Origin of the sequence: Streptosporangium sp. NPDC051022 (assembly GCF_040683035.1) — a bacterium.
GTDB lineage: Bacteria > Actinomycetota > Actinomycetes > Streptosporangiales > Streptosporangiaceae > Streptosporangium.
In genome coordinates, this window is the sequence record NZ_JBFBCF010000053.1 from 18911 (window position 1) to 44379 (window position 25469).

19 protein-coding genes and 2 pseudogenes are annotated in these 25469 nt (G+C 71.6%); 9 read left to right on the forward strand and 12 right to left on the reverse strand.

Going from position 1 to position 25469, the window contains the following annotated elements; all coding sequences use genetic code 11:
- Positions 1-93: 93 nt before the first annotated feature.
- The 9 genes and pseudogenes from AB0N02_RS45070 to AB0N02_RS45110 all read right to left on the reverse strand — a co-directional run bounded on the left by AB0N02_RS45070 (position 94) and on the right by AB0N02_RS45110 (position 10610).
- Positions 94-990: a DNA-3-methyladenine glycosylase 2 family protein gene (locus AB0N02_RS45070; protein WP_363960903.1), complete on the reverse strand. Its 897-nt coding sequence runs from the start codon at positions 988-990 to the stop codon at positions 94-96.
- 69 nt (positions 991-1059) lie between these two features.
- Complete coding sequence (locus AB0N02_RS45075) at positions 1060-2154, reverse strand: NDP-sugar synthase (RefSeq protein WP_363960905.1); 1095 nt, start codon at positions 2152-2154, stop codon at positions 1060-1062.
- Positions 2155-2198: 44 nt separating this feature from the next.
- Positions 2199-3320, reverse strand: a complete 1122-nt coding sequence (locus AB0N02_RS45080) for a glycosyltransferase family 1 protein (RefSeq protein ID WP_363960907.1) — start codon at positions 3318-3320, stop codon at positions 2199-2201.
- A gap of 90 nt (positions 3321-3410) precedes the next feature.
- Positions 3411-4337 (reverse strand): lysylphosphatidylglycerol synthase transmembrane domain-containing protein, encoded by a 927-nt coding sequence (locus AB0N02_RS45085; RefSeq protein WP_363960909.1) that lies wholly within the window; start codon positions 4335-4337, stop codon positions 3411-3413.
- 61 nt (positions 4338-4398) lie between these two features.
- A complete protein-coding gene (locus AB0N02_RS45090) occupies positions 4399-5250 on the reverse strand; it encodes a class I SAM-dependent methyltransferase (RefSeq protein ID WP_363960939.1) in 852 nt (283 codons plus the stop codon).
- A 102-nt stretch (positions 5251-5352) separates the two neighbouring features.
- Positions 5353-6447, reverse strand: a pseudogene (locus tag AB0N02_RS45095) (glycosyltransferase family 4 protein); the annotation flags it as partial.
- On the reverse strand, positions 6448-7341 hold the full coding sequence (locus AB0N02_RS45100) for a glycosyltransferase family 2 protein (protein WP_363960911.1): 894 nt from the start codon (positions 7339-7341) through the stop codon (positions 6448-6450).
- 106 nt (positions 7342-7447) lie between these two features.
- Complete coding sequence (locus AB0N02_RS45105) at positions 7448-8314, reverse strand: permease-like cell division protein FtsX (RefSeq protein ID WP_363960913.1); 867 nt, start codon at positions 8312-8314, stop codon at positions 7448-7450.
- A 139-nt stretch (positions 8315-8453) separates the two neighbouring features.
- Positions 8454-10610 (reverse strand): hypothetical protein, encoded by a 2157-nt coding sequence (locus AB0N02_RS45110; RefSeq protein ID WP_363960915.1) that lies wholly within the window; start codon positions 10608-10610, stop codon positions 8454-8456.
- A gap of 104 nt (positions 10611-10714) precedes the next feature.
- On the opposite strand from AB0N02_RS45110, the gene AB0N02_RS45115 reads away from it, so the two are divergent.
- From AB0N02_RS45115 to AB0N02_RS45135, 5 genes are all read left to right on the forward strand, one after another.
- A complete protein-coding gene (locus tag AB0N02_RS45115) occupies positions 10715-12214 on the forward strand; it encodes a hypothetical protein (protein WP_363960917.1) in 1500 nt (499 codons plus the stop codon).
- Positions 12215-12371: 157 nt separating this feature from the next.
- Complete coding sequence (locus AB0N02_RS45120) at positions 12372-14066, forward strand: LCP family protein (RefSeq protein ID WP_363960919.1); 1695 nt, start codon at positions 12372-12374, stop codon at positions 14064-14066.
- 365 nt (positions 14067-14431) lie between these two features.
- The gene (locus AB0N02_RS45125; protein ID WP_363960921.1) at positions 14432-16606 is read left to right on the forward strand and encodes an acyltransferase family protein; all 2175 of its coding nucleotides are present in this window, start codon (positions 14432-14434) and stop codon (positions 16604-16606) included.
- A 49-nt stretch (positions 16607-16655) separates the two neighbouring features.
- Positions 16656-17786 (forward strand): glycosyltransferase family 4 protein, encoded by a 1131-nt coding sequence (locus AB0N02_RS45130; RefSeq protein WP_363960923.1) that lies wholly within the window; start codon positions 16656-16658, stop codon positions 17784-17786.
- Positions 17771-18505 carry an acetoacetate decarboxylase family protein gene (locus AB0N02_RS45135; RefSeq protein WP_363960925.1) on the forward strand — a complete coding sequence of 245 codons (735 nt, stop codon included), beginning with the start codon at positions 17771-17773 and terminating at the stop codon, positions 18503-18505. Before AB0N02_RS45130 ends, AB0N02_RS45135 begins: the two co-directional genes overlap by 16 nt.
- 52 nt (positions 18506-18557) lie before the next feature.
- Here AB0N02_RS45135 and AB0N02_RS45140 read toward each other — a convergent pair whose 3' ends face one another.
- Positions 18558-19475, reverse strand: coding sequence for a sugar kinase (locus AB0N02_RS45140; protein ID WP_363960927.1), 918 nt, complete (start codon positions 19473-19475; stop codon positions 18558-18560).
- 334 nt (positions 19476-19809) lie between these two features.
- Between AB0N02_RS45140 and AB0N02_RS45145 the strand changes: the two genes are divergently transcribed.
- The 3 genes and pseudogenes from AB0N02_RS45145 to AB0N02_RS45155 form a co-directional block, all read left to right on the forward strand.
- Positions 19810-20514 (forward strand): FCD domain-containing protein, encoded by a 705-nt coding sequence (locus AB0N02_RS45145; protein WP_363960929.1) that lies wholly within the window; start codon positions 19810-19812, stop codon positions 20512-20514.
- A gap of 40 nt (positions 20515-20554) precedes the next feature.
- Positions 20555-21382, forward strand: coding sequence for an ATP-binding cassette domain-containing protein (locus tag AB0N02_RS45150; protein ID WP_363960931.1), 828 nt, complete (start codon positions 20555-20557; stop codon positions 21380-21382).
- A 162-nt stretch (positions 21383-21544) separates the two neighbouring features.
- Positions 21545-22798: pseudogene (locus AB0N02_RS45155) on the forward strand (MFS transporter); the annotation flags it as partial.
- A 173-nt stretch (positions 22799-22971) separates the two neighbouring features.
- On the opposite strand, the gene AB0N02_RS45160 reads toward AB0N02_RS45155, so the two are convergent.
- Positions 22972-23517 (reverse strand): flavodoxin domain-containing protein, encoded by a 546-nt coding sequence (locus AB0N02_RS45160; RefSeq protein WP_363960933.1) that lies wholly within the window; start codon positions 23515-23517, stop codon positions 22972-22974.
- Positions 23518-23560: 43 nt separating this feature from the next.
- On the reverse strand, positions 23561-23917 hold the full coding sequence (locus tag AB0N02_RS45165; protein WP_363960935.1) for a spore germination protein GerW family protein: 357 nt from the start codon (positions 23915-23917) through the stop codon (positions 23561-23563).
- Between the two features lie 258 nt (positions 23918-24175).
- On the opposite strand from AB0N02_RS45165, the gene AB0N02_RS45170 reads away from it, so the two are divergent.
- Positions 24176-25009, forward strand: a complete 834-nt coding sequence (locus AB0N02_RS45170; RefSeq protein WP_363960937.1) for an aldo/keto reductase — start codon at positions 24176-24178, stop codon at positions 25007-25009.
- The last annotated feature ends 460 nt before the right edge of the window (positions 25010-25469 follow it).

The following is a 25469-nucleotide window of genomic DNA, read 5'->3' on the forward strand; positions in this document are numbered from 1 at the left end:
ACACGCGCGACGGCCGTGACTGGCGGAGCGCCGAGCTCCCGCCGATGGCCCCCATAAGTCCGAGAAGTCAGGAAGAGCGGGAAAGAGCGCGGGTCAGAACGACCGGTAGTCCCGCGGCCGCATCCTCGGCCCGCGGGCGGGCGGCCGCGCACCGCCCAACTTCAGCAGCCTGCTGACCCGGTGCCGGTGCCCCCGGTAGGGGGCCAGCAGCCGCAACATGCCCGCGTCGTCGGCCCGTTGCCCGGTCAGCGCCCAGCCGACCAGCGAGGACAGGTGATAGTCGCCCACCGAGAGCGCGTCGGCGTCGCCGTGCGAGCGCTGCCGTACCTCCGCCGACGTCCACACCCCGATCCCCGGCAGCGCCCGCAGCAGGCGGTCGGCGTCGGCGCTGTCACCGGCCGCCTCCAGCCTCCCGGCGTAGCGGGCGGCGTTCACGATCGTCCTCGCCCGTACGGCCTCCGCCCCCGCCCGGTGCCAGTCCCACGACGGGATCGACCGCCACGCCTCGGGGGCGGGACAGACCCGCATCCCCTCGGGGGCGGGTCCGGGGGCGGGCTCGCCGTACCGGTACAGCAGCCACCGCCAGGCCCGCCAGGCCTCCTCGGAGACGACCTTCTGCTCCAGTACGGCGGGCACCAGGGCCTCGAACACCCGGAAGGTGCGCCCGATCCGGAGTCCCTCGTGACGTTTGGCGGCGTGTCGTACGACGTCGTGCTCGGGCACGAAGCCCGAGACGTCGTCGCCGGCCCCGAGCAGCGCGGGCATCGTCTCCAGCAGCCAGTCGGCCCCGGGACCCCAGGCGGCCCCGGTGACGTGCCCGCCCAGGGCTGCCACCCGCAGCGTGCCCGGCCCGTCGGGGGTTCCGCAGGTGCGCCAGACCGCCCCGTCCGCCGTCCGCCGCCAGGCGGGATCCCCGCCCCCGTGCCGGAGGGGTTCGAGGGTCAGCCGGAGGTCGAGCGGCCTGTCGGACCGCCACTCCCGCTCCTTCACGAACCCTCTCTCACGAACTCTCTCTCACGAAGCCGTTCTCACACCGAACGCCGCGCGCGACGGACGCCGTCAGATGTCGCTGGAGAAACGGACGGCGCACTCGGGGAGCACCACGCCGGGCCAGACACGGCTGCCCGCCAGCAACTCGTTGCCCGGACCGACCACCGCGCCGTCACCGACGACCGCGTCGCACAGGACCGCGCCCGAGGCGATCTGCGCTCCGGCGCCGACGACCGAGTCGGTCACCGACGCCCCGGCCCGCACCACGCAGTCGTCGCCGAGCACACTGCCGGTGACCTGCGCGCCGGACTCGACGACCGCGCGGGCGCCGACCACGGAACCGCCGTCGATCTTCGCCTCAGCCGAGACCTCGGCCCCGGGCAGGGCCAGGAAGTCGCCGGTGGGGCCGGGCAGGGCCGGCGAGGCGAGACGGCCGAGGACCAGGTCGCGGGAGCCCCGCACGAAGGCGGCGGGCGTGCCCACGTCGAGCCAGTAGGAGGCGTCGGCGTAACCGAGCACCAGGGCGCCGCCCTCGATCAGCCCGGGGAAGGTCTCGCGCTCGACGGAGACGACCTCCCCTGCCGGGATCGAGTCGATCACCGAGCGGGTGAAGACGTAGCAGCCCGCGTTGATCCGGTTGGTGACCGGGTTCGGGGTCTTCTCCAGGAACGCGGTCACCCTGCCGTCCGCGTCGGTCGGCACGCAGCCGAAGCGCGAGGGGTCGTCCACCTCGGTCAGGTGCAGGGTGATGGCCGCCCGCCGGGCGACGTGCGTGGCGACCTGGTCGCCGATGTCGTGACCGGACAGGATGTCGCCGTTGAGCACCAGCACCGGGTCGTCGGGGCCGCAGGTCAGCGCCTCCGCGGCGTTCCTGATGGCGCCGCCGGTGCCGAGCGGGGTCTCCTCGGTCATGTATTCGAGCGAGAGCCCGAACGCCGAGCCGTCCCCGAACGCCTCGGAGAACATCTCGGCCCGGTAGGAGGTGGCGAACACGATGCGCCGCACGCCGAAGGAGCGGGCCCGGGCGAGCTGGTGGGCGAGAAAGGGGACCCCCGCCGTGGGCAACAGCGGCTTCGGGGTGCCGAGTGTCAGCGGACGCAGGCGCGTTCCCTGTCCGCCGACAAGGAGAATCGCCTCAAGTTTCGGCAAAGGGGTCTCCGTCATCCCGCGAGATTAGCTCACTATCCGGCGACACGCCGATAAGACCACTATTCGAGAGCGCGTTGATACGCCAGTGAATGCGCCTCAGCCGAGGCCTCCCAGGTGAATTCCCGCGCGCGGGACGGACCGGCTTTCGCCAGGATCTCGCGGCGTTCCGGAGAGGTCAGCAGCGTGCGCAGCGCCTCGGCGATGCTGACGTCGTCGGGCTCGGTGTAGGCGACCGCGTCACCGCCGACCTCGGGCAGCGAGGTGCGGTGCGTGGTGAGCACCGGTGTGCCGCAGGCCATGGCCTCCAGCACCGGAAGCCCGAACCCCTCGCCCCGCGAGGGGAAGGCCGCCACGAGCGCGCCGCCGAGAAATCCCGGCAGGTCGGCGAAGGACAGGTAGCCCGGACGGACGACGCGGACACGCGACGGCACCTCGCCGATCGCGGCGTCCACGTCGGCGTCGTGGACGCCTCCGGCCAGCACCAGGGCGGGCGGCGAGGGCAGGTCATGGACCGCCCGCACGAATCCCCTGACGAGGTTCGGCAGGTTCTTGCGGGGCTCCATCAGGCCGAGGAAGGCCACGTAGGGGGTGCCGTGCAGGCCGAGCCGGCCGGCCGCGTGATCGATCTCCCGCTGCGCCGGAGGACGGAACAGCCGCGGATCGACGCCGTGGTAGGCCACGTCGATCCTGGTCGGATCGGCGGCCAGCACCCTGACCAGCTCGTCCCTGGTCGCCTTCGACGGGACGATCAGCCTGGAGGCGTGCCGTACGGCCGTGCGGGTCGCCGAGCGGAAGAAGGAGGCCTTGACCCCGCTGTGCTGGGACGGCTCGGTGAACCAGGTGACGTCGTGCACGGTCACCACGGTCGGCAGCCCGGAACGCAGCGGCATCGAGTAGTAGGGCGCGTGGATCACCTGGGCGCCGGCCTGCTGGGCGACGACCGGCAGGCCGGTCTGCTCCCAGGCGAGCCTGGCGGCCCGGTTGGTGATGCCGAGAGGTCCGGGCAGGATCCTGGCCGAGGGGGCCAGCGCGGCGTAGCGCTCAGAGTCGGCGCGCTGGCACACGATCGCCAGGTCGGTGCCCGCCCTGTCCAGCGCGGCGAGCAGGCCGTCGACGTATCTGATCAAAGCACCGCGATCAGCCGGAACCGCGGCCGCGTCGACGAGCACTCGGGGCGTCAAGAACGATCACTTCCCTCAGGGTCCACGCGAGATCGTTGTCTGATTTCCCCCGACACTCTATTGCGAGCACCTCAGAAAACGTGGGGCAAATCACACGGGTTTTCCCGTTGTTTGATTGTGCGTGGAACCGACGTCACGACGGGCCGCGAAACCCGCCGCACCAGCGCATACGAGATCGCCGACAATGATCACGATTCTGGAGCAGAGCGCCACCGCGATCGCCTGTCCCTGGCTCAGCACGGGAGCCAGCACGGCCACCATGGCCACCTCTCGCACCCCCGCCCCCGCCGGGACCACGAACGTCATGATGCCCAGGCACCACGACAGCGCGAACGCCCCCACCGAGAAAACGATCATCGAGACGCCCGAGAGCCCGAAGTCGCGGACGATCGCCGCCAGGTGCAGGCCGTAGGCGGTCCAGCCGAGCAGTGCCCAGCCCATCGCGGTGAGCATGCCCCTGCGGGTCAGCGGGCGCTCCAGCGGATCGCGCCCCAGCTTCCGTAGCCCGAACCCGAGGATCGCGTTGATCACCCGCGGCTCGAAGACCACCGCGAGCACCGGGATCAGCAGGAACACCCAGGCGTACGGCACGGCGGCCCCCGGCAGCGCGGCCGCCAGCGTCACCCCGGAGATCACCAGCCCGGTGCCGAGCTGCACCGGCAACGTCAGGAAGAACGCCGCCGCGCTCCGCGACCGGGGCACGCCCAGCTCCCTGCCCATCTCCATCTGGGCGAGCACCGGCCAGAGGGAGCCGGGGATGTACTTGCCGAGCTGGCCGACGAAGAAGACCTTCGCCGCGGAACGGAACGGCAGCGGCGAGCCCAGGTCGGCCAGCAGCGCCCGCCACGTCATCATCCCGCCGCCCAGCGCCGCGACCACGGCGACCAGCGACAGGGCGATCGCCTGCCAGGACAGCCGGGCGAACCCCGCGCGGACGTCGTCCCACTGCCTGGCCACGGCCCAGGCTCCGAAGCCGAGCGCGATGACCAGGAAGGCGACGCGGACCAGCCGTTTCACCGGACCGGCCGTTTCACGCGGAGTGCGGGGAGCACGGGGAGTTTCGGCAGGGGCGGCCGTCTCATCGGGGTCCCAGGGGACGGACCTGCTCGGGCGGCTGCGGCAGCGACGCCCCCGCGGGGCGCCGGGTGCCCTTGGTCGCCACCCACAGGTAGGTCGGCACCACCGGCAGCAGCGCGCGCAGGACGCCGCGCGGCAGCCGGGACAGCACACCCCCGGCCGCCCGGCCGAGCACGCCGGGGAACAGCTCGGACCCGGCGAACGCCTCCGGGGTGGCAAGCACCGGGAAGGTGTAGTCCCACACCCGCAGGCCGCGCACCATCCTGCGCAGCCCACGGCGGGTCCGGTAGCGCTCGTAGTAGCTGTCGGCCCGCCCGGACAGGCGGACGTAGCGGTCGGCGAGCGCGGGCGGCAGGTAGGACAGGAACGGCAGCTTGTAGTGCGGCTCCATCACCCCGAGCCGGTTGCCCAGGCCCAGGTAGAGCACGCCGTCGTCGGCGAGGACCCGGCGCATCTCCGCCATGATCGCGTCGGGGTCGACCACGTGCTCGTAGATGTGGTTGAAGACCAGCACGTCGACCGAGCCGTCGGGGAAGGGCAGCGCGGTACCGTCCGCGCACACGAACTCGACCCGCCCGCCGAACCTCGTGGCCGCCTTGCGCAGGCCTGGTACGTCGATGTCCACCCCGAACGTACGGCTCGCCCCGGCCGCCGCCAGCTCGTCGGCGATGAACCCGGCCGAGCATCCGATGTCGGCGACCGTCAGGCCCTCCAGGACGTTGTCCTTCCTGCCGAGGAAGTGGCCGAGCACCGCCACGATCTTCGCGGCCTTGCGGCGCCGTTTCTCCTCGTCCAGCATCGCCGACTGGAACTCGGAGTACTCCAGCTGCGCCGTCCGTCCGCCGTCGCCCATCGCCCGCCCGCCGCTCCTCGTCGAGTCCGTCCGGTCCACCCGGTCCACCCGGTCCGTCCGGTCCACCCGGCCCGTCCGGTCGCCGGTCTCCGTCGTCCCGCGCACCAGGGCCTTGAGGTAGGCGGCCCAGTGGGGCTCGGGATCGACGGCCTTGACCCCGGCGCGGAGCCGCTCGGGCTCGCCGGGTCGGTAGAAGGCCGTCAGCGCGGCCCGCAGGTCCTCGACCGAGCCCGGTTCGACCAGCAGGCCGTCGACCCCGTCGGTGACGTGGTGGCCGAGCGTCCCCACCCGGCTGGCGACCACCGGCACCCCGTGCTCGTGACCGAGCCACACCTGCTGGCTGGCCGTGCCACTGCGGTACGGCAGGACCAGCGCGTCCACGTCCGCGAACAGCCCCGGCACGTGCTCGTCGGCCACGTAACCGGGCCGCAGCTCCACCCTGCCGGTCAGGCCCAGCTCTGCGACCAGCGCCTTCGTCTCCTCCAGCCCGCCCCAGAACTCACCCGCGACCCGCAGCGAGACGCCCTCGGGCAGCGCGCGGATCAGCACGTCCAGCCCCTTGTAGGGGCGGACCAGGCCGAAGAACAGCAGCCGGTTCGCCACCGCGGCCCCGTCCACGCCGTCCGCACCGGAGATCGCGCCGTCCCGGCGGTCACGGCCGCCGGAGGCGGAGGGCAGGTGCGGCGCCATCTCGGCGACCGTCACCGGGGCCGGTCCGAGACCGCGGGCCAGCGCGGCCTGCTGCTCGGAGTGGACGAGCACCCCGTCGACCCTGCGCAGCAGCGCCCTCATCAGCGGCGTGTCGTACGGCTTGCGCTCGTGGGGCAGCACGTTGTGGCACAGCGCGACGACCCGGGTCCGGCGGCGCAGGCCGGACAGGATGCCCAGGTAGGGCGGCACCTGCACGGGGCTGAGCACCACGAGGACCACCAGGTCGGCGCTCGCCAGGCGGCGGCCGGCGCGGACCCAGCCGTCGGGACGGCGCCAGTCGAGGTCACGCAGGACGTTGGGAAAGGGGGCGCCGTCCGGGGTGTCCACGGTCTGCTGCCCGGGATACAGGAAGGAGGGGTACTGCGCCCACCATGACTCGATCACCACGTCGTGCCCGGCGGCGCGCAGGCGGTGGGCCAGCTCGGTGGTGTGCGCGACCCCGCCGCCCTTGTAGGGATGGGCGGGCCCGACGATCGCGATGCGCATCTACTCGCTCCTGGAGCGCACGATGAGGTCGGCCAGCAGCGCCAGCGACCCGATGAGCAGGCCGGACAGGAAGATCACGATGGTGTTGCTGGTCAGGTAGAACCCGTAACGGACCATGTCGACGACGCCCTTGACCAGGCCGATGCCGACCAGCCAGAGTGCGGGCGGCATGAGGACCTTGAGCGGGTTGAAGTACATGACCATCCGCAGCACCTGCAGGATGTAGCGGTAGACGTCGGAGATGAAGCTGAACTTCGACTTGCCCGCCCGCTTGCTGTACTCGATCGGCAGGTAGTACACGTCGTGCTGGTTGGACAGGAACGACAGCGTGATCGTGGTGACGCAGGAGAACCCGGGGGGCAGCAGCCGCAGGTAGGGGCGGGCGACCGACTTGCGGAAGGCCCGCAGCCCGCTGTTGAGGTCGGGGATCCTCTGACCGGCCAGCCGCTCGGCCACCTTGCGGATGAACCACTTGGCCGGGACCCGCAGGAACTTGTGCGAGCCCTCCTCGGTGGTCCGCGCACCGACGACCTGGTCGATCGTCTGGTCCTTCTCCAGGATGTCGACCAGCTCGGGGATGCGCTCGTTCGGGTAGGTCATGTCCGCGTCGGTCCACACGACGATCTCGCCGCGCGCCTCCTGCGTGCCGATCCTGCGCACCGTGCCGGAGCCGCCGTTGCGATGGAAGGCCCGGATCCGCATGTTCGGGAAGCGCGGCGCCGCCTCCTGCAGCCGGGCCAGCGTCTGGTCTGTCGAGAAGTCGTCGACGGCCACGAGCTCGTAGGTATAACCGCTGCGATCCATGGCGTCACAGATGCGCTCGACCTCGTCGATGACGTGGTCCTGCTCGTTGTAACAGGGCAGGACGATCGTGACGTACGGCGTTGCGTCCACAGCGGTTCCACTCTTCGGCGTCTCGGGCGTGCTCACGTCGGGCGAGGATACTCTGCCCGGCTGGGCACCGAACCCACTTCGCCTGTTCGCGCGGTCGCGGTAAGGATCAGTCCACGTCCATGACACGGGCCCCGCTGACACCCGGCAGTCGTGCCATCGTTCCAGAGACCAGGCGCGCGTCATCCGGGCGGACAAGCTTGACGTAGTAGCTCTCCGGGAAGTCCGTCGACCCGAAAGTCTCGTCCACCCAGAAGAACGACGCCACCCGCCTGGCGTGCGCCGCGTCCTCCGCATAGACCTGCTCGACCTCCCGCATGCCTCGAAGCTTGGCCTCGACCGCCTCCCTCTCCTGACGCGTGACCCGACCGCGCCCGTCACAGTCGGTTCCGCACAGCGAGATCAGGACGTCTGCCTTACCCGCCCAGAAGTCACCGCCGAAGGCCGCGACGTTGGCGACGCCCGGCACCTGCGTGAACGCGGATCTGAACGGCACGACGTCGGCCCGCCTGCGGAGTGTGCCGACGAACGACTCCGGCATGTCCTTGGCCTCAACAACGGAGAGCATGACCTCGTCGTCGGCAAAGGCCTCCCTGAAGTTGGCCAGCGCCTCCTGGCGGGACTCGAACCTCACCTCCGCCACCTGGGGCATCGCCCGTAGTTTCCTTTCGAGCGCGCGTCGCTGCTCGGGAGTGATGGCCCGATTGTGGCAGTTGTCCCATGGGGCGTCATTCCAGCAGAGGAAGACGAAGAAACTCCCGTCCTTGGGCCAGGGGCCGGCGGGCGGTGGCGAGAACTTCTGGCCGCCGGCCCACGGTCCGTCCGGCGGCGAGGACTGCGGGGGCAGAGGTGACGCGGAGGCCTGGGTTGCTCCCGTGGCCCCCAGCAGCGCCGCGGCGACCGCCACCCCGCCCAGCAGGGCGCGACGAACTCCGGACCGCACTCGCCTGACGTCCGGACCGTTCACGGGATTCATCGCGTCCATTGCGTCACCCACAGTGCTAAACCAGCTATTTCGATCAACGGCTAGGCATGGATATCACGGATCCGATCATCGCTCGACGGGCCCGCGTACAAAGCCGCCCCCGGGACGGAATCGTTACCGGCGGCCGGGGTCAGGGGGCGGAGCCCGCGTCCGGGACGGTCATCCAGACGTCGACGGCCATCGACCAGGTGCCCTTCGGCGGGGCGACGAGGGAGCGCCCGTCCTGGCGGGTGACGAGCTTCACCACCTGGGCCGGGTCGCCGTACAGGGCGAGCTGGTCGGCCTTGACCGCGAGCAGGACCGGGACGCGGCCCGCCGCGCGGACGCGGCCGACCAGGCGGGTGACGTCGGCGGGCGCGGGGATGTCGGCGCCCTGGCGGAAGGCCACCCTGGCGGTCGGCACGCCGCAGGTGCCCCGGACGACCTGGGTGAAGCGGTCGCCGGTGACCCGTTCGACCACCAGCACCGAGGCACGGGACGGCAGTGCCGCGCACAGCGCCTCGACCGCCGCGCGCTCACCGCGCTCGACCGGGGTGAAGGCGGTGCCCGCCGAGGTGATCACGGGCGGGACGAGCAGCACCACCGCGCCGACGGCGGCCAGGCCGTTCTGCACGCGCAGGCCGTACCCCACCCTGCGTGCCTTCTCCCTGAGCCAGCGCAGGCCCCAGACGGCGAGCAGGATCAGGCCGGGGATGACGACGGGGACCAGCCGCCGGGAGGCCCACGGGTGGTCGGGGGTGATGGAGGGCAGCAGGAGCGTGGCCACCGTGGTCCAGCCGATCACGGCCAGCGGCAGCAGCCAGCCGAACCCGCGCCGCCTGACCAGCCTGCGCGTCAGCAGGGCCGCGGCCAGCGTGGCCAGCACCACGACGGGGACCCCGACGTACCAGATCACCCAGTAGAGCGACTCCTCGTAGTAGAGCCGGTAGGGCTCGACCGCCAGGCCGTTCGCCTGCTGGGTCCGCTCGATGAACCCGGCGTTCAGCACGTCGTCGACGGTGAGCGGCATCCGGGTCACGGTCTGCAGCCACGGCCTGGCCGCGAAGACCAGCACGACCAGCACCACCAGGCCTGCGGCGATCTCCGGCAGCCACCTGATCCGCACGATCCGCCGCAGCACGGGCGCCAGCACCGGGGTCAGCGCCGCCGTCAGCAGGGTGAGGAGCACGACCGCGCCGCAGATGAGCAGCAGCGGCCTGACCGAGCCCGACAGGTAGCCGAGGTACGGCCTGGACAGGAAGTAGGCGCCGGCCAGCCCCAGCCCGGTCCCCACGGTCAGGCCGCACAGCAGCGGGAGGCCGAGCCTGCCCTCGTCGCGGCCGTCGGCCCGGCGCATGGCGATCAGCAGCCCGGCGTAGACGAGCACGGGCAGCACGTCCCGCAGGCCGTCGATCCTGACCAGGACGGCCAGCCCGAACACCAGACCGGCCAGGTCGGCACCGGCGATCGCGCCGTAGGACTGGGCCGCGCGGATCAGGCCCGGCTTCTCCCCGGAGGGGACGGGCGGCAGGTAGCCGAGCCCCGTGATGCCGGAGCGCAGCCTGACCCGGGCGTCGTACAGCAGGGCGAGGCCGCCGAAGATCATGATCAGGGACGGCATCTCGCTGAACGTGGTGCGCGAGGTGTAGAGGATCGGCAGGCTGATCGCGAAGATCAGCGCGGCCAGGGGGGCCCAGCGGGCGCCGACGAGCCGGGCGACGAGTCCCGACAGGACGAGCACCGCCAGGGCGCCGAGCACCGCGGGAACCAGCAGCAGCCCGGACAGGCCGCCCAGCCAGTGGCCCAGCGCCTGGATCATCGGCGGCCCCGGCATGAACTGCGGCACGACCGCGCCGCCGAAGTCGTAGAAGCCCATGCTGTCGAAGCGCAGCGCCGGATCGGGGCCGCCGAAGGCCGCCTCCTGGTAGGGGATGGGCAGCGAGCCGTGCCCGGCCAGCCAGACGGCGTACTGCGCGTAGGTGGCGGGATCCCGGCGGATGAGCAGCTGCTCGCCGGCGAGCAGGCCGTTGAAGACCGCCGAGCCCAGGGCGACGGCGACCACCCCGCCCGTCTGCCAGGCGGTCGCCTCGACCGTCTCGGGCAGGCGGCGCAGGCCGTAGCGGCACAGGAGCACGGCGGCCAGCAGGCCGAGCGGCAGCGCGGCGACCGGCCGGAACCAGCCGAGCATCAGCAGCGGGAGACCGGCCAGCAGCCAGCCGGCCAGCGCGAGCGCGGGCACGGTCGACAGCACGGCGAGCACCCTGCCCGCCGAGGGCCTGCGTGTGCGATCCGACCAGCCGATCCTCATAGCTGGCCCCGAGCGTAGCGGCAGCGCCCGCCACGGGCGACGAGGGCGCGCGCCGGTCCGGGGGGAGCGGGTAGCGTACGCGCAGCGTGCGAAGGGGGCGGACAGTGGTCGGGTGGTCTCGGCGGCACCGATGGTTCCTGGGGGTGCTGGGCGCCGGGGTCGTCCTGCGGACGATCACCATGCTGGGCTACCGGCCCGCGCTGTGGTTCCCCGACTCCTACACCTACGTCGTCACCGCGCTGCGGCCCAGGCCCGACCTGGTCCGCCCGGCGGGATACTCGATGTTCCTGCGACTGCTCGAACCGTTTCACAGCTTCGCCCTCGTCGCGCTGATCCAGCACCTGCTGGGGCTCCTGGTCGGCGTGCTGGTCTACGTCACCGCCCGGCGGCTGCGCGCCCCCGGCTGGGCCGCGGTGCTCGCCGCCGTCCCCTCCCTACTGGACGCCTACCAGATCGAGCTGGAGCACCTGCTGGTCTCGGACACTCTGTTCGGGGCGCTGGTGATGGGGGCGGTCTGCCTCGCCGTGCCGGGACCCGCGGCCCGGCCGAGGGCGGAAACGGGAGCGGGAGCGGTGGGAGGGGCCGGACCGGCGGCCTCGGGCAGGACCGCCCCGGGCAGGGCGTACCTGGTCAGGGCGGGCGCGATCGGCCTGCTGCTGGCGGTGGCGACGCTGACCAGGACCGTGGGGCTGCCGCTGGTTGCGATCCTCGCGGCCTGGCTGGTCTACCGGGCGCGGGGCCGGGTGGCTGCGGCCTCGGTGATGCTGGCCGTGGCGGCGCTGCCCATCCTGGGGTACGGGGCCTGGTTCTACGCGACCTACCAGCGGATCGGCCTCGTGGGCGCGAACGGCGCCTTCCTCTACGCCAAGACGATGACGTTCGCCGACTGCTCGGTGATGAAACCGTCCCCGGAGCTGGCCGTGCTCTGCGATCCCCGCCCGCCCGCGCGACGGCCCCCCTCGCAGGAGTACATCTGGGACCAGGACTCCCCGCTGGTCAGGCTGCCGGGCATCACCTTCACCCGGGAGAACGACGCGCTGGCCGGGGAGTTCGCGTCGCTGGCCATCCGCAGCCAGCCGCTCGGCTATCTGGGCTCGGTCCTCACCGAGCTGGGCCGCTCCTTCACCCTGGACCGCCCCGTCTACCCCGACCAGGAGATATACGACTACTACCGGTTCCCGGCGAAACCTCCGGCCCCGCCGGGGCGCTACCCGGCCATGGTGGGCGCGAAGTTCGCCCAGAGCTACGAGCAGGGGCCGATCGGCACCCGGATCGTCGAGCCGTACGCGGGCTGGATGCGGGCCTACCAGAACGTCGCCGGGCTGCCCGGCGCGGCGGTGCTGGTGATCCTGCTGGTCCCGCCGGTGGCGGCGGGCGTACGGCGGCTGCGGCCGGAGCGGGGCGGGCGGCCGCGACCTGCGTCGACGGCTACGGCGTGGCTGTTGCCCTGGACGACGGCGGTGGCGCTGCTGGTCATGCCTGCGGCGGTGGCGGAGTTCGACTACCGGTACGTGCTGCCCGCCGTACCGGCCGCGTGCCTGGCGGCGGCACTTGCCGTGAGTAAACCTTCTTTCACTAACATTCCAATAAATGTCCGTATTTGAGTATGCTGGGCGGCCGGATCTTCACGGAGGCTGCAGGGGGCGGTCATGACCAAGTTCGCATCATCACCGCTCCCGGAACTCGCCTCGTGACCTACTCTTTGGGCGCAATGAGCGAGTCGCAACAGCAGCGGACGTCGCCGCCGAGCAAGGAGATCGCATGAGCGACCACCGGCACGTCGGCGTGAGCGATCACAGGGACGAGCCGACCGTTCCCGGCCGCCGGGGGTCCCGGCGCGCGGACCGGGGCGGCGCGCCGCCACAGGAGCACCCGGCCCCGTACGACGAGCCCCCCCGGAGCCCCGGCAGGTCCGGCGGCAGGTCCGGATCGAACGGCAAGGCGAAGCGGCTGAGTGTCGGCGGCTGGGTCAGCGTCGCGCTGACCGGCGTCTTGGTGGTCGGCACCCTCAGTGGATACAAGTTCTACCGCGACATCTCGGGGAACATCGCCCGCGAGGACGTCGAGGACAAGCTCGGCGCGAACCGCCCGCCGGACACCGGCGCGCTCAACGTGCTCGTCGTCGGCTCGGACAGCCGCGACGGCGCGGGCAACAAGAAGTACGGCCAGCACCTGCAGGGGACCGGCGAGCGGACCGACACGATCATCCTTCTGCACATCTCCCCGAATCGCGACAAGGCGACCCTGCTCAGCTTCCCCCGCGACTCGATGGTCCAGGCGCCCGAGTGCCAGAACCCCAAGACCAAGGCGGTCATCCCGGCCAGCCTCCGGCAGATCAACGCGACCTTCAACGACGGCGGCATCGCCTGTACGTGGAAGACGATCGAGACGCTGACCAACATCCACATCAACCACTTCGTCAAGGTCGACTTCTCCGGCTTCAAGGGCATCGTCGACGCCCTCGGCGGCATCGAGATCTGCCTGCCCAAGGACGTGGCGGACAAGAAGGCCAAGCTCAACCTGACCAAGGGCAAGCACATCGTGAAGGGCGAGACCGCCCTGGCCTATGTCCGCGCCCGCTACCAACTCGGCGACGGCAGCGACATCAGCCGGATCAAACGCCAGCAGGTCTTCATCACCCAGGTCATGAAGAAGGCCACCAGCTCCGACCTGCTCACCGACCTCGGCAAGCTGACCGACTTCCTCCAGGCCGCCACCTCCTCGGTGACGATGGACCGCAACCTCACCACCGGGCGCCTGCTGGAGATCGCGCAGAGCGCGAAGTCGCTGACCGCCAAGGGCCTGAAGTCCGTCACCGTCCCCTGGAAGCCCTACGCGCCCGACCCGGCCCGGGTCGAGTGGGCCCAGCCGAAGGCCGACCAGCTGTTCGCCGCGATCCGCAGCGACATCGAGGTGCAGCCGACCGCGACGCCCAAGCCGTCCGGCACCGGCACCCAGACCGCCGCCCCTGCCAAGCCGGCGATCAAGCCCTCCCAGGTCAGGATCCAGGTGCTCAACGGCACCAACACCTCGGGCAAGGCCCAGGAGGTGGCCGACGCGCTGGCCGCCCAGGGCTTCACGGTGACCGAGCTGGGCGACGCCCGGCTGTCCAACGGCGCCGACCAGCCGAAGACGAAGATCCTGTTCGCCAAGAACGCCCAGGAGGGCGCCGACTACGCCGCCCCGGTGGCCGCCAAGCTGCTCAACGAGGAGAAGGTCAAGCCCGAGGGGGGCAAGATCAAGCCCGGCAGCACCAAGCCCTACGTGTCCTCGGCCACCCCCGAGTCCGGCGCGACGCCCTCGGCCACGCCCACCGCCGCGACGCCCCCGGAGGGGCAGGGACCGGTGATCCAGCTGGTCGTCGGCGCCGACTGGAAGGGCGTCGCCTCCCCCATCAAGATCCCCGACAGCATCAAGGGCGAGGTCATCGACGCCGACACCAACCCCTGCCTCTGACCCCCGCCCCTCGCCCGTGCCCGTCTCCGTGCCCGCCCGTGCCCTCCGGTACGGCGCGGGCACGGGATCCGGGAGCGCGGACAGGGGACCGGGGTCACGAGCGGGGGACGGCGGTTCGCCTGACGATCATGATTCACCCAACGGTCACGACCGGTTTGACTGGCATGGGTGACCTCACGGTCACGATTCGCCGGGAACCCCGTGAAAGGCGGTGCGCTCATGCGACACCGCGTTCATGAGCGTTTATGGTGGTCGGATCGGCGAAGCGGACCCCGCCATCCGTCCCCGTTCCCGGCGATCCCCGGGCGACCCCGCCGACGTGCTCGACCTTCCCCGTCTCCGACAGATAGCTGAGCGTTTTCCTCGTGAGCGACACCCGATCCCCATCCCAGGTACCGACCCCGTGGGAAGACGGCTCCTCCGGTGCCGCCACCGGCGGGTCCACCGGCGGACAGGACCGGCAACCCGCCCCATGGCCCGCCTCCGAGCACGCACAGCCGTCCGAGACGTCCCAGTCCGCCGGAACGCCGCCGACGTCCGGGACACCGCAGTCATACGGGGAACCGCAGTCATACGGGACGCCACCGGCCTTCGGGGCGTCACAGAAGCCGTGGCCGGAGCCGCCGGGCCCGCCTCCCGCCGCCTGGGGAGCCCCCCGATACGGCCAGGCCGACCAGAACGGCGGGAACGACGACCGGAACGGCTGGAACGGGGAGTCCGACGAGGACGCCGGCGAGATCACCGCGTGGGGTTACCCGGCCTACCGGGACCCGCAGCCGTACTCCAGACCGGAGACGAGCGCGCCGTACCCGGGGACGGGCACCTCCTTCCAGGGGACGGCCTTCCAGGGGACTGGCGCCCCCTTCCCGGGCGCCCCGGGAAGCCCGAACCACCCGGGCGCCCCGGGAGGCCCGAACCACCCGAGCGCCCCGTCCCCGGACCCGCGCGTGGCCGACGCCCCCGGGCACGCCGCGCGGGTGACCCGGCAGCCCTACTCCGACGCGCCGCCCGTCTCCTCCTACTCCGACGCGCCGCCCGCCGCCCCGTTCCCGCAGTCCTCCCCGTATCTCCAGGCCGACCCGGGGGCGCCGTCCCACCACTCCTTCCCCGGTTCCGCCCCGGCCTGGCCCGCCGCCCCCGAGGCCCAGCCGGCGGCTCCCGCGACCCGGCCCCTGCCGCAGGAGGTCCCGCCCTCCTCCGAGCGTCCCTTCTCCTACTGGGAGGCTCCCGCCTGGGACGCCCCCGTCCAGGAACCCGCGCCCCTTCCCGGGGCCCCTCGGGAGTACCTGCCCTCCCCGCCACGGGAGCAGGGCCCCGGGCACCGCCTGGAACCCGCCTCCGCCCCGCAGCCCGCTCTCAGTCCGCAGGCCGCCCCCGCCCCACAGCCCGTTCCCGCCCCGCAGCCCGCTCTCGGCCCGGAGCCCGGCCGCTCGCGCTGGGGCCACTTCCCCGAGCCCGAGCAGGAGCGAGAGCCGCGCCCCGAGGAGGAGCCCGCCGCGCCCCGGGCCAAGAAGAAGCGCGAGCCGTACCTCGACAACGTGAAGTTCGTCCTGATCGCTCTGGTGGTCACCGGGCACTCGCTGGTGCCCACCCTGGCGGCGCACTCGGCCAAGTCGGCCTACATGTTCATCTACACGTTCCACATGCCCGCGTTCGTGCTGCTCAGTGGCTACCTGGGGCGCAACTTCTGGAACTCCAACGCGAAGATCAACAAGCTGGTCGACACCATGCTGGTTCCCTACGCGTTCGTCGAGATCGGTTACGCGCTGCTGCGGTACTCGCTGGGCCAGAAGTGGACGCTGACGATCATCGACCCCGCCTGGCTGAACTGGTATCTGGTCGCCCTGGTGCTCTGGCGGATATCCACCCCCATCTGGACCCGGATGCGGCAACCGCTGCTGGTCGCGGTGACCATCTACATGATGGCGGGCTTCTCGGAGATCTCCGGCGACTTCAGCCTCGACCGTTTCTTCGGCCTGCTCCCGTTCTACGTGCTCGGCCTGCTGCTCAAGCCGGAACACTTCGACCTGCTCAAGCCGCTCTGGGTGAGGATCACGGCCGGGGTCGTGTTCGTCGCCGCCATCGCCACGGCCGTCTACATCGCCCCCCGCGTCGGGCTCGACCCCGTTTACTACCGCTACAGCTTCAAGTCCATGGACCTCAGCTGGTGGATGGGGCTGATCGTGCGCGCGGGCATGCTGCTCGCCGGTCTGACGCTGTCGTTCGCGCTGTTCGCGCTGGTGCCCCGGCGCGAGACCTGGTTCTCCGAGCTGGGCACCCGCACGCTCTACGCCTACCTGCTCCACGGCGTCGTGGTGCTCATCGCCAAGGACCAGGGCTGGCTGAAGTTCCCCTGGCTGTACGGCCCGCTGGGCGTGCTGGCGATCGCGTCGTGCTCGTTCCTGCTGGCGACCATCCTCTGCCTGCCGCAGACCCGCACGCTGTTCAAATGGCTGCTGGAGCCCCGCCTGGTCTGGCTGTACCGCAGACCCACCGAAGCCCCCGCGAACAGGGAGAGTTCAGCCGTAGTTTCCCAGTAGTTAACGCAACACACGCGGTGAGGACGGAACCGGCACTCAGCATCGGCATATGCGGGTATGTGTCGGGACGATTGTCCATCACCCGGAAGACGCCCGGATCATGCAACGGCAGATCCGGTCGCTTCTTGATGCCGGGCACGAGATCACCTATGTCGCGCCCTTCACCGACTGCAACGTCACCCCGGATCCCCGGATCCGGGCCGTGGACGTTCCCCGCGCGGTCGGCCGCCGCCGCAGACGTGCGCTGAAGGCGGCCCGCCAGGCCCTCAAGCGCGGGATCAAGGACGCCGACCTGCTGATCGTCCACGACATCGAGCTGCTGTTCCGGCTTCCCCGGCGCCGCCCGGTCACCGTCTGGGACGTGCACGAGGACACGGCCGCCGCGCTGGAGGCCAAGCCGTACCTCCCCGAGGCGCTGCGCCGGACGCTGCCGTCGCTGGTCCGCCGGATCGAGGCGAGGGCGGAGCGCCGCCTGCACCTGATCCTGGCCGAGGAGTCCTACCGGGAGCGGTTCGCCCGCCCCCACCCGGTGGTGCTCAACACCACCTACGTGCCCCGGCGGCCTCCCGCGCCGTCCGGCGGGAACCGGGTGGTCTACGTCGGTCACCTCTCCCGGGCCAGGGGCGCCGTCGAGCTGATCGAGCTGGCCAGGCGGCTGCTGCCGTACGGGATCAGGACCGACCTGGTGGGCGCCGCCGACCAGGAGATCCGGCCGCTGCTGCGGGACGCGCAGCGGGAGGGCGTGCTCGACTGGTACGGCTACGTGCCCAACCAGCACGCGCTGCGGATGGCCGAGGGGGCGATAGCGGGGCTGTCGCTCCTGCACGACGTGCCCAACTACCGGCAGTCGATGCCGACCAAGGTCATCGAGTACATGGCCCGCGGGCTTCCCGTGGTCACCACGCCGCTGCCCACCGCGGCCTCGATGATCGACCGGGTCGGCTGCGGCGTGGTCGTGCCGTTCGGGGACGTGGACGCGGCGCTGCAGGCCGTACTCGGGCTGCGGGACGATCCCGGCAGGGCCGCGACGATGGGCAAGCGCGGCTACGAGGAGGCGCTGTGCCACTATCACTGGCCCGACCACGCGCGCGAGTTCGTGGGGCGGCTGGAGGAATGGGCCGGTAAACCGGTGACGTCCGGCGTGGAGATTGGTGTACTGGAGGCATGGCACGCCATCTGATCCAGGGACGTGAGATCGCCACACCGGTTCGCATCAGGGATGCGACGGCGTGCAGCGCCTCGTACCTGGTCCGGGCGAACGCCGCCCGAGCGGTGATCGCCTACTCGGGCCTGGACGTCGCCGAGGTGCTGCCGGGGAAGGCCCTGTGCACGCTGATGTTCGCCGACTACACCGACGGCGACCTGGACGCCTACCGGGAGTTCGGCGTCGTCTTCCTGATCAGACCGCCGGACGCGGGGCCGCCTCCCCGTGACCGCGGCCTGCGCGAGAGCCTGTCCGACCTGCGCGACACGGGAGCGTTCGTTCACTGGCTCCCCGTCGACCAGGGCTTCACCCTGGAGGCGGGACGCGCGATCTGGGGATTCCCCAAGGAACTCACCGACATCGACATGCGCCTGTCGTCCCCATACAAGCGGTGCATCGTCCGCAAGGACGGCCGCCTGGTGCTGGACCTGCTCGTCAAACCCGGCGTCCCGGTGCCCATGGCCGGCACGCTGACCCCCGCCGACGCCTACAGCCACCTGGACGGCGTCACCCGTCGCATCCCCTGGTCGACGACCCCCCGCGGCGTCCGTGTCCGCCCCGGCGGCGCGCTGGTCCGCCTGGGCAACCATCCGATCGCCAGGGAGCTGAGCGAGCTGGGCCTGCCCAAACGCGCCCTGGTGAGCAGCACGATCTCCCGTCTGGCCATGACCTTCGGCGACCCCAAACCCCTCTGACCTCCCTCCCCGGCCCTCCGGCGCGTGACCCGCCGCCCCCTGGGCCCCGTGGCTAACCTTCGAGCTCCAGGAGCGGCAGCTCGGGCCTGGTGGGGAGGCCCTGCCAGTCACTGGGGCTGGAGGAGGCGAAGGCCGCAAGCAGGGCGCCCCTGCGCAGCCGGTCGGCCGGGTACAGCCGCTCCAGCAACGCGCTGAGATAGCCCGCCACGAAGGCCTCGTGCGAGCCGCCGGGGTCGACCACGGGCGCGGAGAGGCCGGGGGCGTCATGGCGGACACCGTCGACCCGGACGCTCGCGCCCCGGGTGCCCCGGAGCACGACGACCTGCCGCCCGCCGCCCAGGGCGGGCTTGACCAGGTCCAGCTCGCTCTGCCGGACGAACAGCAGGTCGGCCGACGAGGCCAGCGCGCCGAGGATCTCCTCCGCCTCCCGCAGATCGGGCCAGAGCTGGTCCCGGTAGTCGACGGAGACCGAGACGACCGCTCCCGCGCTCTGCGCGGCCCGTATCGCGGCCTGCATGGCGTCGCGCGCGTTCAGCGCGGCGGTGATCCCGCTGACGTGCAGGATGCGGGCGGACGCGACCCGGTCCACGGGAACGTTCCCCTGCGCGAGCCTGGCCGCCGATCGGTAGTAGGTGGCCCTGGCGGCCTGCCCCAGCCGGGTCTCCCGCAGCAGCATCCCGGTCGCGGTCCCGTCCTCGACCCGGGCGTCGGAGACGTCCACGCCCTCCCCGCGCAACGCGGTGAGGATCCGCGCGCCGAGCTCGTCGCCGCCCACCTTGCCCAGCCACGCGACCTTGTGCCCGAGCCTGGCCAGCCCGACCGCGACGGTGAACTCCGCCCCGGCGACGTCCAGCCTGGCCTCGTGCTCGTGACGGATCCGGCCGCTGGTGACGACGGCGAAGGCCTCGCCGAGGGTGTAGACGTCCACGCCGAAACCTTTCGCGGCGCCGTACGGCGCCGATGGAGCCATGTTCGGATCCGGCCCCGAAGATCCGCTTGCAGAGGGCCGGAATCCGAACTCTAGCGATATATCCCGCGCTGCTCTCGCCGGGGAGCGGAACAGAAACCAGCCGGTGACATCGGCGACGCGGACGACCGGCCCGGGGCCGGTGGCCGACCACCGCGGCCGGGGCGCCGGGAGCCGGTTCCCGGCGAATCACCGCAGGCCCGGCCCCCTGAGTCGCCGGAAAGCCGATTTCTCACCGGTCGGGCCGACGCCGAGACCTCAGAGGTCTGAGGACCTGCTATCGTCCTCATGTCGAAGGTGCCGTTCCCGGCACCCGGAAACGACGGGGAGGTGGAGGATGCCGGAGCCGTCCGGACTGCGGCACGGGCCTGTCGTGCCGCAGCTTGAGAACCTGCTGCGCGAGCTGCTCAGGGAGCAGCGCTGGAAAGCCGGTGAGCGGCTGCCGAGCGAGGTGCGGCTCGCCGAGGAGCTGGGCGTCGGCCGCTCCTCGGTGCGCGAGGCCGTCCGCCTGCTGGCACGCGACGGCCTGCTGGACGTACGGCACGGCTCGGGCACCTTCGTCGTGGCCCCGCCGCCGGTCACGGAGGAGACGCCGGACGTGCGCCAGCTCCTGCGCCGGGCCCGGCTGCTCGAGGCGTACGAGGTGCGCAGGGCGCTTGAGGTCGAGGCCGCCAGGCTGGCCGCGCAGCGCATCCGCCCCGAGGACGTCGAGCGGCTGAGGTCGCGGCTGCGCGACCGCCAGGATCGGGCCGGTGGCGACCCCGCCGCCTTCGTGGACGCCGACCTCGAGTTCCACCACGCGATCATGGAGCTGTCCGGCAACGCCGTCCTGGTCGGCCTGTTCACCGTGGTGCGCCCCGTGCTGCGCGAGGCGCTGATCGAGATGGTCACCCACGAGGCCCGCCTGCCCGACGTCTCGTGTGCCCACGCCGACGTGCTGGAGGCGCTGGCGCGCGGCGACGCCGAGGCCGCGGTCGCCGCCACGGTGGACAACCTGGAGGGCACCATGGCGTTCATCAAGGCGGAGATGGCGGACCGATGACGGGGCGAGACAGCAGAGCGACGACGGACAGGGCGGATCAATGATCGTCTCCCACCCCTCGGACACCGGACCCGTGCTGTGCGTGCAGGAGGTCGACGTCGTGCGCGACGGCGACCATCTGCTGCGGTCGATCTCCCTGACGGTGCGCAGGGGTGAGCACTGGGCCCTGCTCGGCGCCAACGGCGCGGGCAAGACCACGCTGCTCAACCTGCTGGGCGCGGTCACCCACCCCACCCGCGGCGTCGTCGAGGTGCTGGGGCGGAGGCTGGGGCGGGTCGACATGCGGGAGCTGCGTTCCTACCTGGGCCACGTCGACCCGCGTCACGCGCCCGACTCCCCGCTGCGGGTCAAGGAGGTCGTCCTGACCGGGCTGACCAACACGATCGCGCTCGTGCCCCGCTGGTCCCCCACGGCCGAGGAGACCGAGCGTGCCGACCACCTGATCAAGATGCTCGGGATGGAGGCCAGGAGCGACGCGCGCTGGCCCACGCTGTCACAGGGCGAGCGCGGCAGGGCCCTGATCGCCAGGGCGCTCATGCCGCAGCCGCGCCTGCTGCTGTTCGACGAGCCCGCGACGGGCCTGGATCTGGCCGCCCGAGAGCAGCTGCTGAGCAGCATCGACATCCTCAGGCACGAGCATCCGTCGCTGGCCACGGTCCTGGTGACCCACCACCTGGAGGAGCTCCCCGCGAGCACCACGCACGCGATGCTGCTGCGTCAGGGGCAGTGCCTGGCCTCCGGCCCCGTCGCCGATGTCCTGACCACCGACCGGATCAGCACGTGCTTCGACCATCCCGTCCGGATCACCCGGAGCGACGGGCGCTGGAGCGCCAAGGCGGACCGAGCCGTGGCCCTCGGCACCCCGTAGAGAACCCGACACCGCCCCCGCACCCTCCGACCCCGGCACCCTCCGAAACGGTGAAACCGGCCGCCGCGGTCGGCCGGTCGGCGCCGCAGGTCCTCTGAGGACCGACAACAGTCCTCAGAGGACAGATGTCCCAAGAAGCCGGAGAAACGGAACCGGCGAAGAAGCAGCACCGGAGAGAGCTCCGGAAAAGCAGTGAAGGACAGACAGGCAGTGAAGAACGGCAGAGCCCTGGGGCTGCTCACGCTCACCCACGGGGTCAACGACATGTACCAGGGCATCGTCCCCGCCCTGCTCCCCTTCCTGGTGGCCGAGCGCGGCTACAGCTACGCGCTGGCCACCGGGATCATCGTGGCCGCCACGGGGCTGTCCAGCATCGTGCAGCCCCTGTTCGGAGTGCTCATCGACCGCCGTCCGCTGAACTGGCTGGTCGCCGTGGGCATGATGGTCGCCGGTCTGGGGGTCGGCCTGTCCGGCCTGACGGACGGCTACCTGTGGACCTGGCTCGCCATCGCCGTCTCCGGCCTGGGCATCGCCGCCTACCATCCCGCGGCGGCGAAGGCGGTACGCGTCGTGAGCGGCGGCTCCGCGCGCTCGATGGGGGTGTTCTCCGTGGGCGGCAACGCCGGGGTCGCGCTCGCCCCGCTGTTCGTGGCCTTCACCCTCGACGCCACCGGGACGCGGGGCACGTGGCTGCTGGCCGTACCGGCCGTGGTGGCCGGGGTCGGCTACCTCCTCGCGCAGCGGACGTCCCGCGTCTCCGGCTCCGCCTCGGCCTCGCGGACCGGAACGGCCACGGCCACGGCCACGGCCACGGAGCGCGACGACTGGCGGGCGTTCGGGCGTCTGTCCGCCCTTTCGGTCTTCTGGTCGATTCCCTACGTCGTCATGGGTTCGTTCGCGGCCCTGAACGTCATCGGCCGCTTCCACGTCTCGACGGCCACCGGAGCGGCCACGCTCACCGCGTTCACCGCGGGCGGCGTGGTCGGCACGCTCGCGGGCGGATGGCTCGCCGAGCGGCGGGGACGGCTGAGCGCCATCCGCCTCGGCTACCTGACGGCCGTGTTCGCGGCCGCCGGTGTCGTGTTCATCCCCCATCTCGCCGGGGTGCTGTGCTGCACGCTCCTGTTCGGTACGGCCCTGTTCGTCCCCTTCGCGGCGCAGGTCACCCTGGCCCAGGACTATCTCCCCAACCGCGTGGGAACCGCCAGCGGCCTCACCCTGGGCCTGACCCTGTCGGTCGGCGGCCTCCTCTCCCCCGTCTTCGGGATCCTCGCCGACAGGTGGGGGGTGCACACCGTCCTGACCACCCTCATCGCGGTGCTGGCCGTGGCCGTCCTGCTCGCCTGGCGGCTCCCCGAACACACCCGGCCACCCCGGGAGACCGTCCCCGAACCCGCCGCGGCCTCCACCCCCTGACCCTCCCGGCGAACCCGTCCCCGCGAAGGGGACGTCTCACGGACAGGGACCGTCTCGCGGACGGCCCGGCCGCCTCCACGAGGTCTCCGGGCCGTCGGCGGACGGACGTGGACCGGGGCCGGTACGGCGGTGGACCGGGGGCCGGTACGGCGCCTCACGCCTTCTGTGCCCTCTTACGCCTTCTGTGCCCTCTTCCGCGTTCCTTGGAGGGCGAGGGTCGCGGCGAGCCGCCCACCCCACTTCCGGGCGCGCTCGACCTCTCCGTCGGCCAGCGGCCCCATCGTCTCCATGACATGGAAGCTCATCGCGGGCGCGGCGACGGTGAGACCGAGCCCGCGAAGCCGCCTTTCGGCCCCGCGCGCCGCCGAGCCGGGCAGATGACTGCCGATGCGGGTGTCGAACGCCGCCGCGGCGGTCCCCACCGAGGAGATCCGTACGGCCTCCAGCCACTCCCGCAGCCCGATCCCCTTCGAGATCGGCGCACACCCGGCCCGCCCGGCCTGTTCGGCGGCGGTTCTCCGGGTGGCCGCCCTGGTCAGGCCGAAGGCGTGGGTCGGCCCCCCGAGCAGGAGCAGGTCGATCCCCCCGGGAAGGACCGTGGGCGCGGAGCCGACCTCCACGATGTTCACCTCCATGCGGGACGACAGGCCGTCGGCCACCGCCTCCGCGATCCTCTGGGTGTTGCCGAACATGGATTCGTACACCACGAGCGCGCGCATCTCAGACCGTCCTCACTTCCGATGACACCGGATGTCCCCGCCCCTACCGGCACCCCGCCGTCTTGGCACGCAGGCGGACGACGGCACGCGTCATCAGGAAGGCGGCCACCGCGACGAGCTGGCCACCGAGGATGACGCGGTTGACGTCGATCACGGGCTGCCAGCGGACCTCGGAGTCCTTGATGACGAACACCCCGGCCGGCGTGACGCCGAGGCCGAACCCGCCTCCCGTGTTCTCGGACGGCTGCCCGCCCTCCTGCCTGCCGCTGCCGGCACCGGCTCCGCCCGAGACCCTGGCCACGGGGATGACCGTCACGTCTCCCCGGACGATGGGCTCGCCGAAGACTCGTTTGACCGACGCCGCGTCCCGTGCTTGGTCGATCATTTCCATGACGTTCATCGTCTTCCCCTTCCGCCGGGTGATCCTCTTCCACGATCGACCGAAGCGAGATGACGGGAAAGAGACGAAAGTCCGGCCTCCCGGGCCGAAAGCCCCACGCTCCGCCCCGGTCTCACGGCGTTCGGGACGGGGGCGACGGGCCGCCCGCCGTACCGGCCGCCCGGTGTCGCAGGACACAGCCGCCGACCTGTTAAATGGCGCGAACCCGGGTACCCGCACTCATGGGGCCCGATACACGAGATAACCAGGGGGAGTCGAATGACTGCGGTACCCACGATCAGGCTGAACAACGGCGTCGAAATCCCGCAGCTGGGATTCGGCACCTTCCAGATCAAGCCGGAGGAGACGAAGGAGGCGGTCCTCACCGCGCTCAAGGCCGGCTTCCGGCACATCGACACCGCCGAGATGTACGGGAACGAGAAGCAGGTCGGCGAGGCCGTCAGAGCATCCGGGCTCGACCGGGGCGAGGTGTTCGTCACGAGCAAGCTGAACAACGGCTTCCACGCCCACGACGAGGCACTGAAGGCGTTCGACCGGTCGCTGGAGGATCTTGGGTTCGACCATCTGGACCTGTTCCTCATCCACTGGCCGCTGCCCGACGTCGGCGACTTCGTCGAGACCTGGAAGGCGATGGAGGAGATCTACCGCTCGGGACGCGCCAAGGCCGTGGGGGTCTCCAACTTCCACGCGCACCACCTGAGCAGGCTGCTGGAGGAGACCGAGATCGTGCCCGCGGTCAACCAGATCGAGGCGCACCCGTACCTCACCCAGGACGAGCTGCGGGCCTTCGACGCCGAGCACGGCATCGCCACCGAGGCGTGGTCGCCGATCGCGCAGGGCAAGGTGCTCGGTGACCCGACGATCACGCGGATCGCCGAACGACACGGCAAGACCCCGGCCCAGGTGACACTGCGCTGGCACATCCAGCGTGGCGACATCGTCTTCCCCAAGTCGACCAAGCGCAGCCGAATGGAGGAGAACTTCGACATCTTCGGCTTCGAGCTCACCCAGGACGAGATCAACGAGATCTCCGGGCTGAACCGCGACGAGCGCGTCGGCCCCGACCCGGACACGTTCAACTGGATCCCGTGATCCGGCGGAGGTCTCACGACGACAGCGGTCACCCGACGCGGTGACCGCGCACCTCCTCCGGGCGGGGTCACACGAGCTCCGGGCGGGGTCACACGAGCGGGGTCACGCGGCGACGGAGGCGCCCGCGAGGGCGGCGACGGCCCCGAGGACGCCGGCACGACGACCGCCTTCCTTCTTCCCGTCCGTGACCGTCCGAGCGCCGGTACGGCGGGCGGTGAAATGGCCGGTCCCCGCTACTGCGGTGACCGCTTACCTTCACCGTGTTCGTGACCGTCCGAGCGCCGGTACGGCGGGCGGTGGAGCGGGGCGGGTCGGCGCCGATGAACGGCGCCCGGCTCGGTGAACGTTCCCGGTCACAGCACTAATAGGGCTTGGTTAGGTGGGGACAGATTGGGCGTGTCTGGGTAACGCGCGGCGGCAGGTGGGGCAGATCCCGGCCCAGCAGGCCAGGATCAGCTGT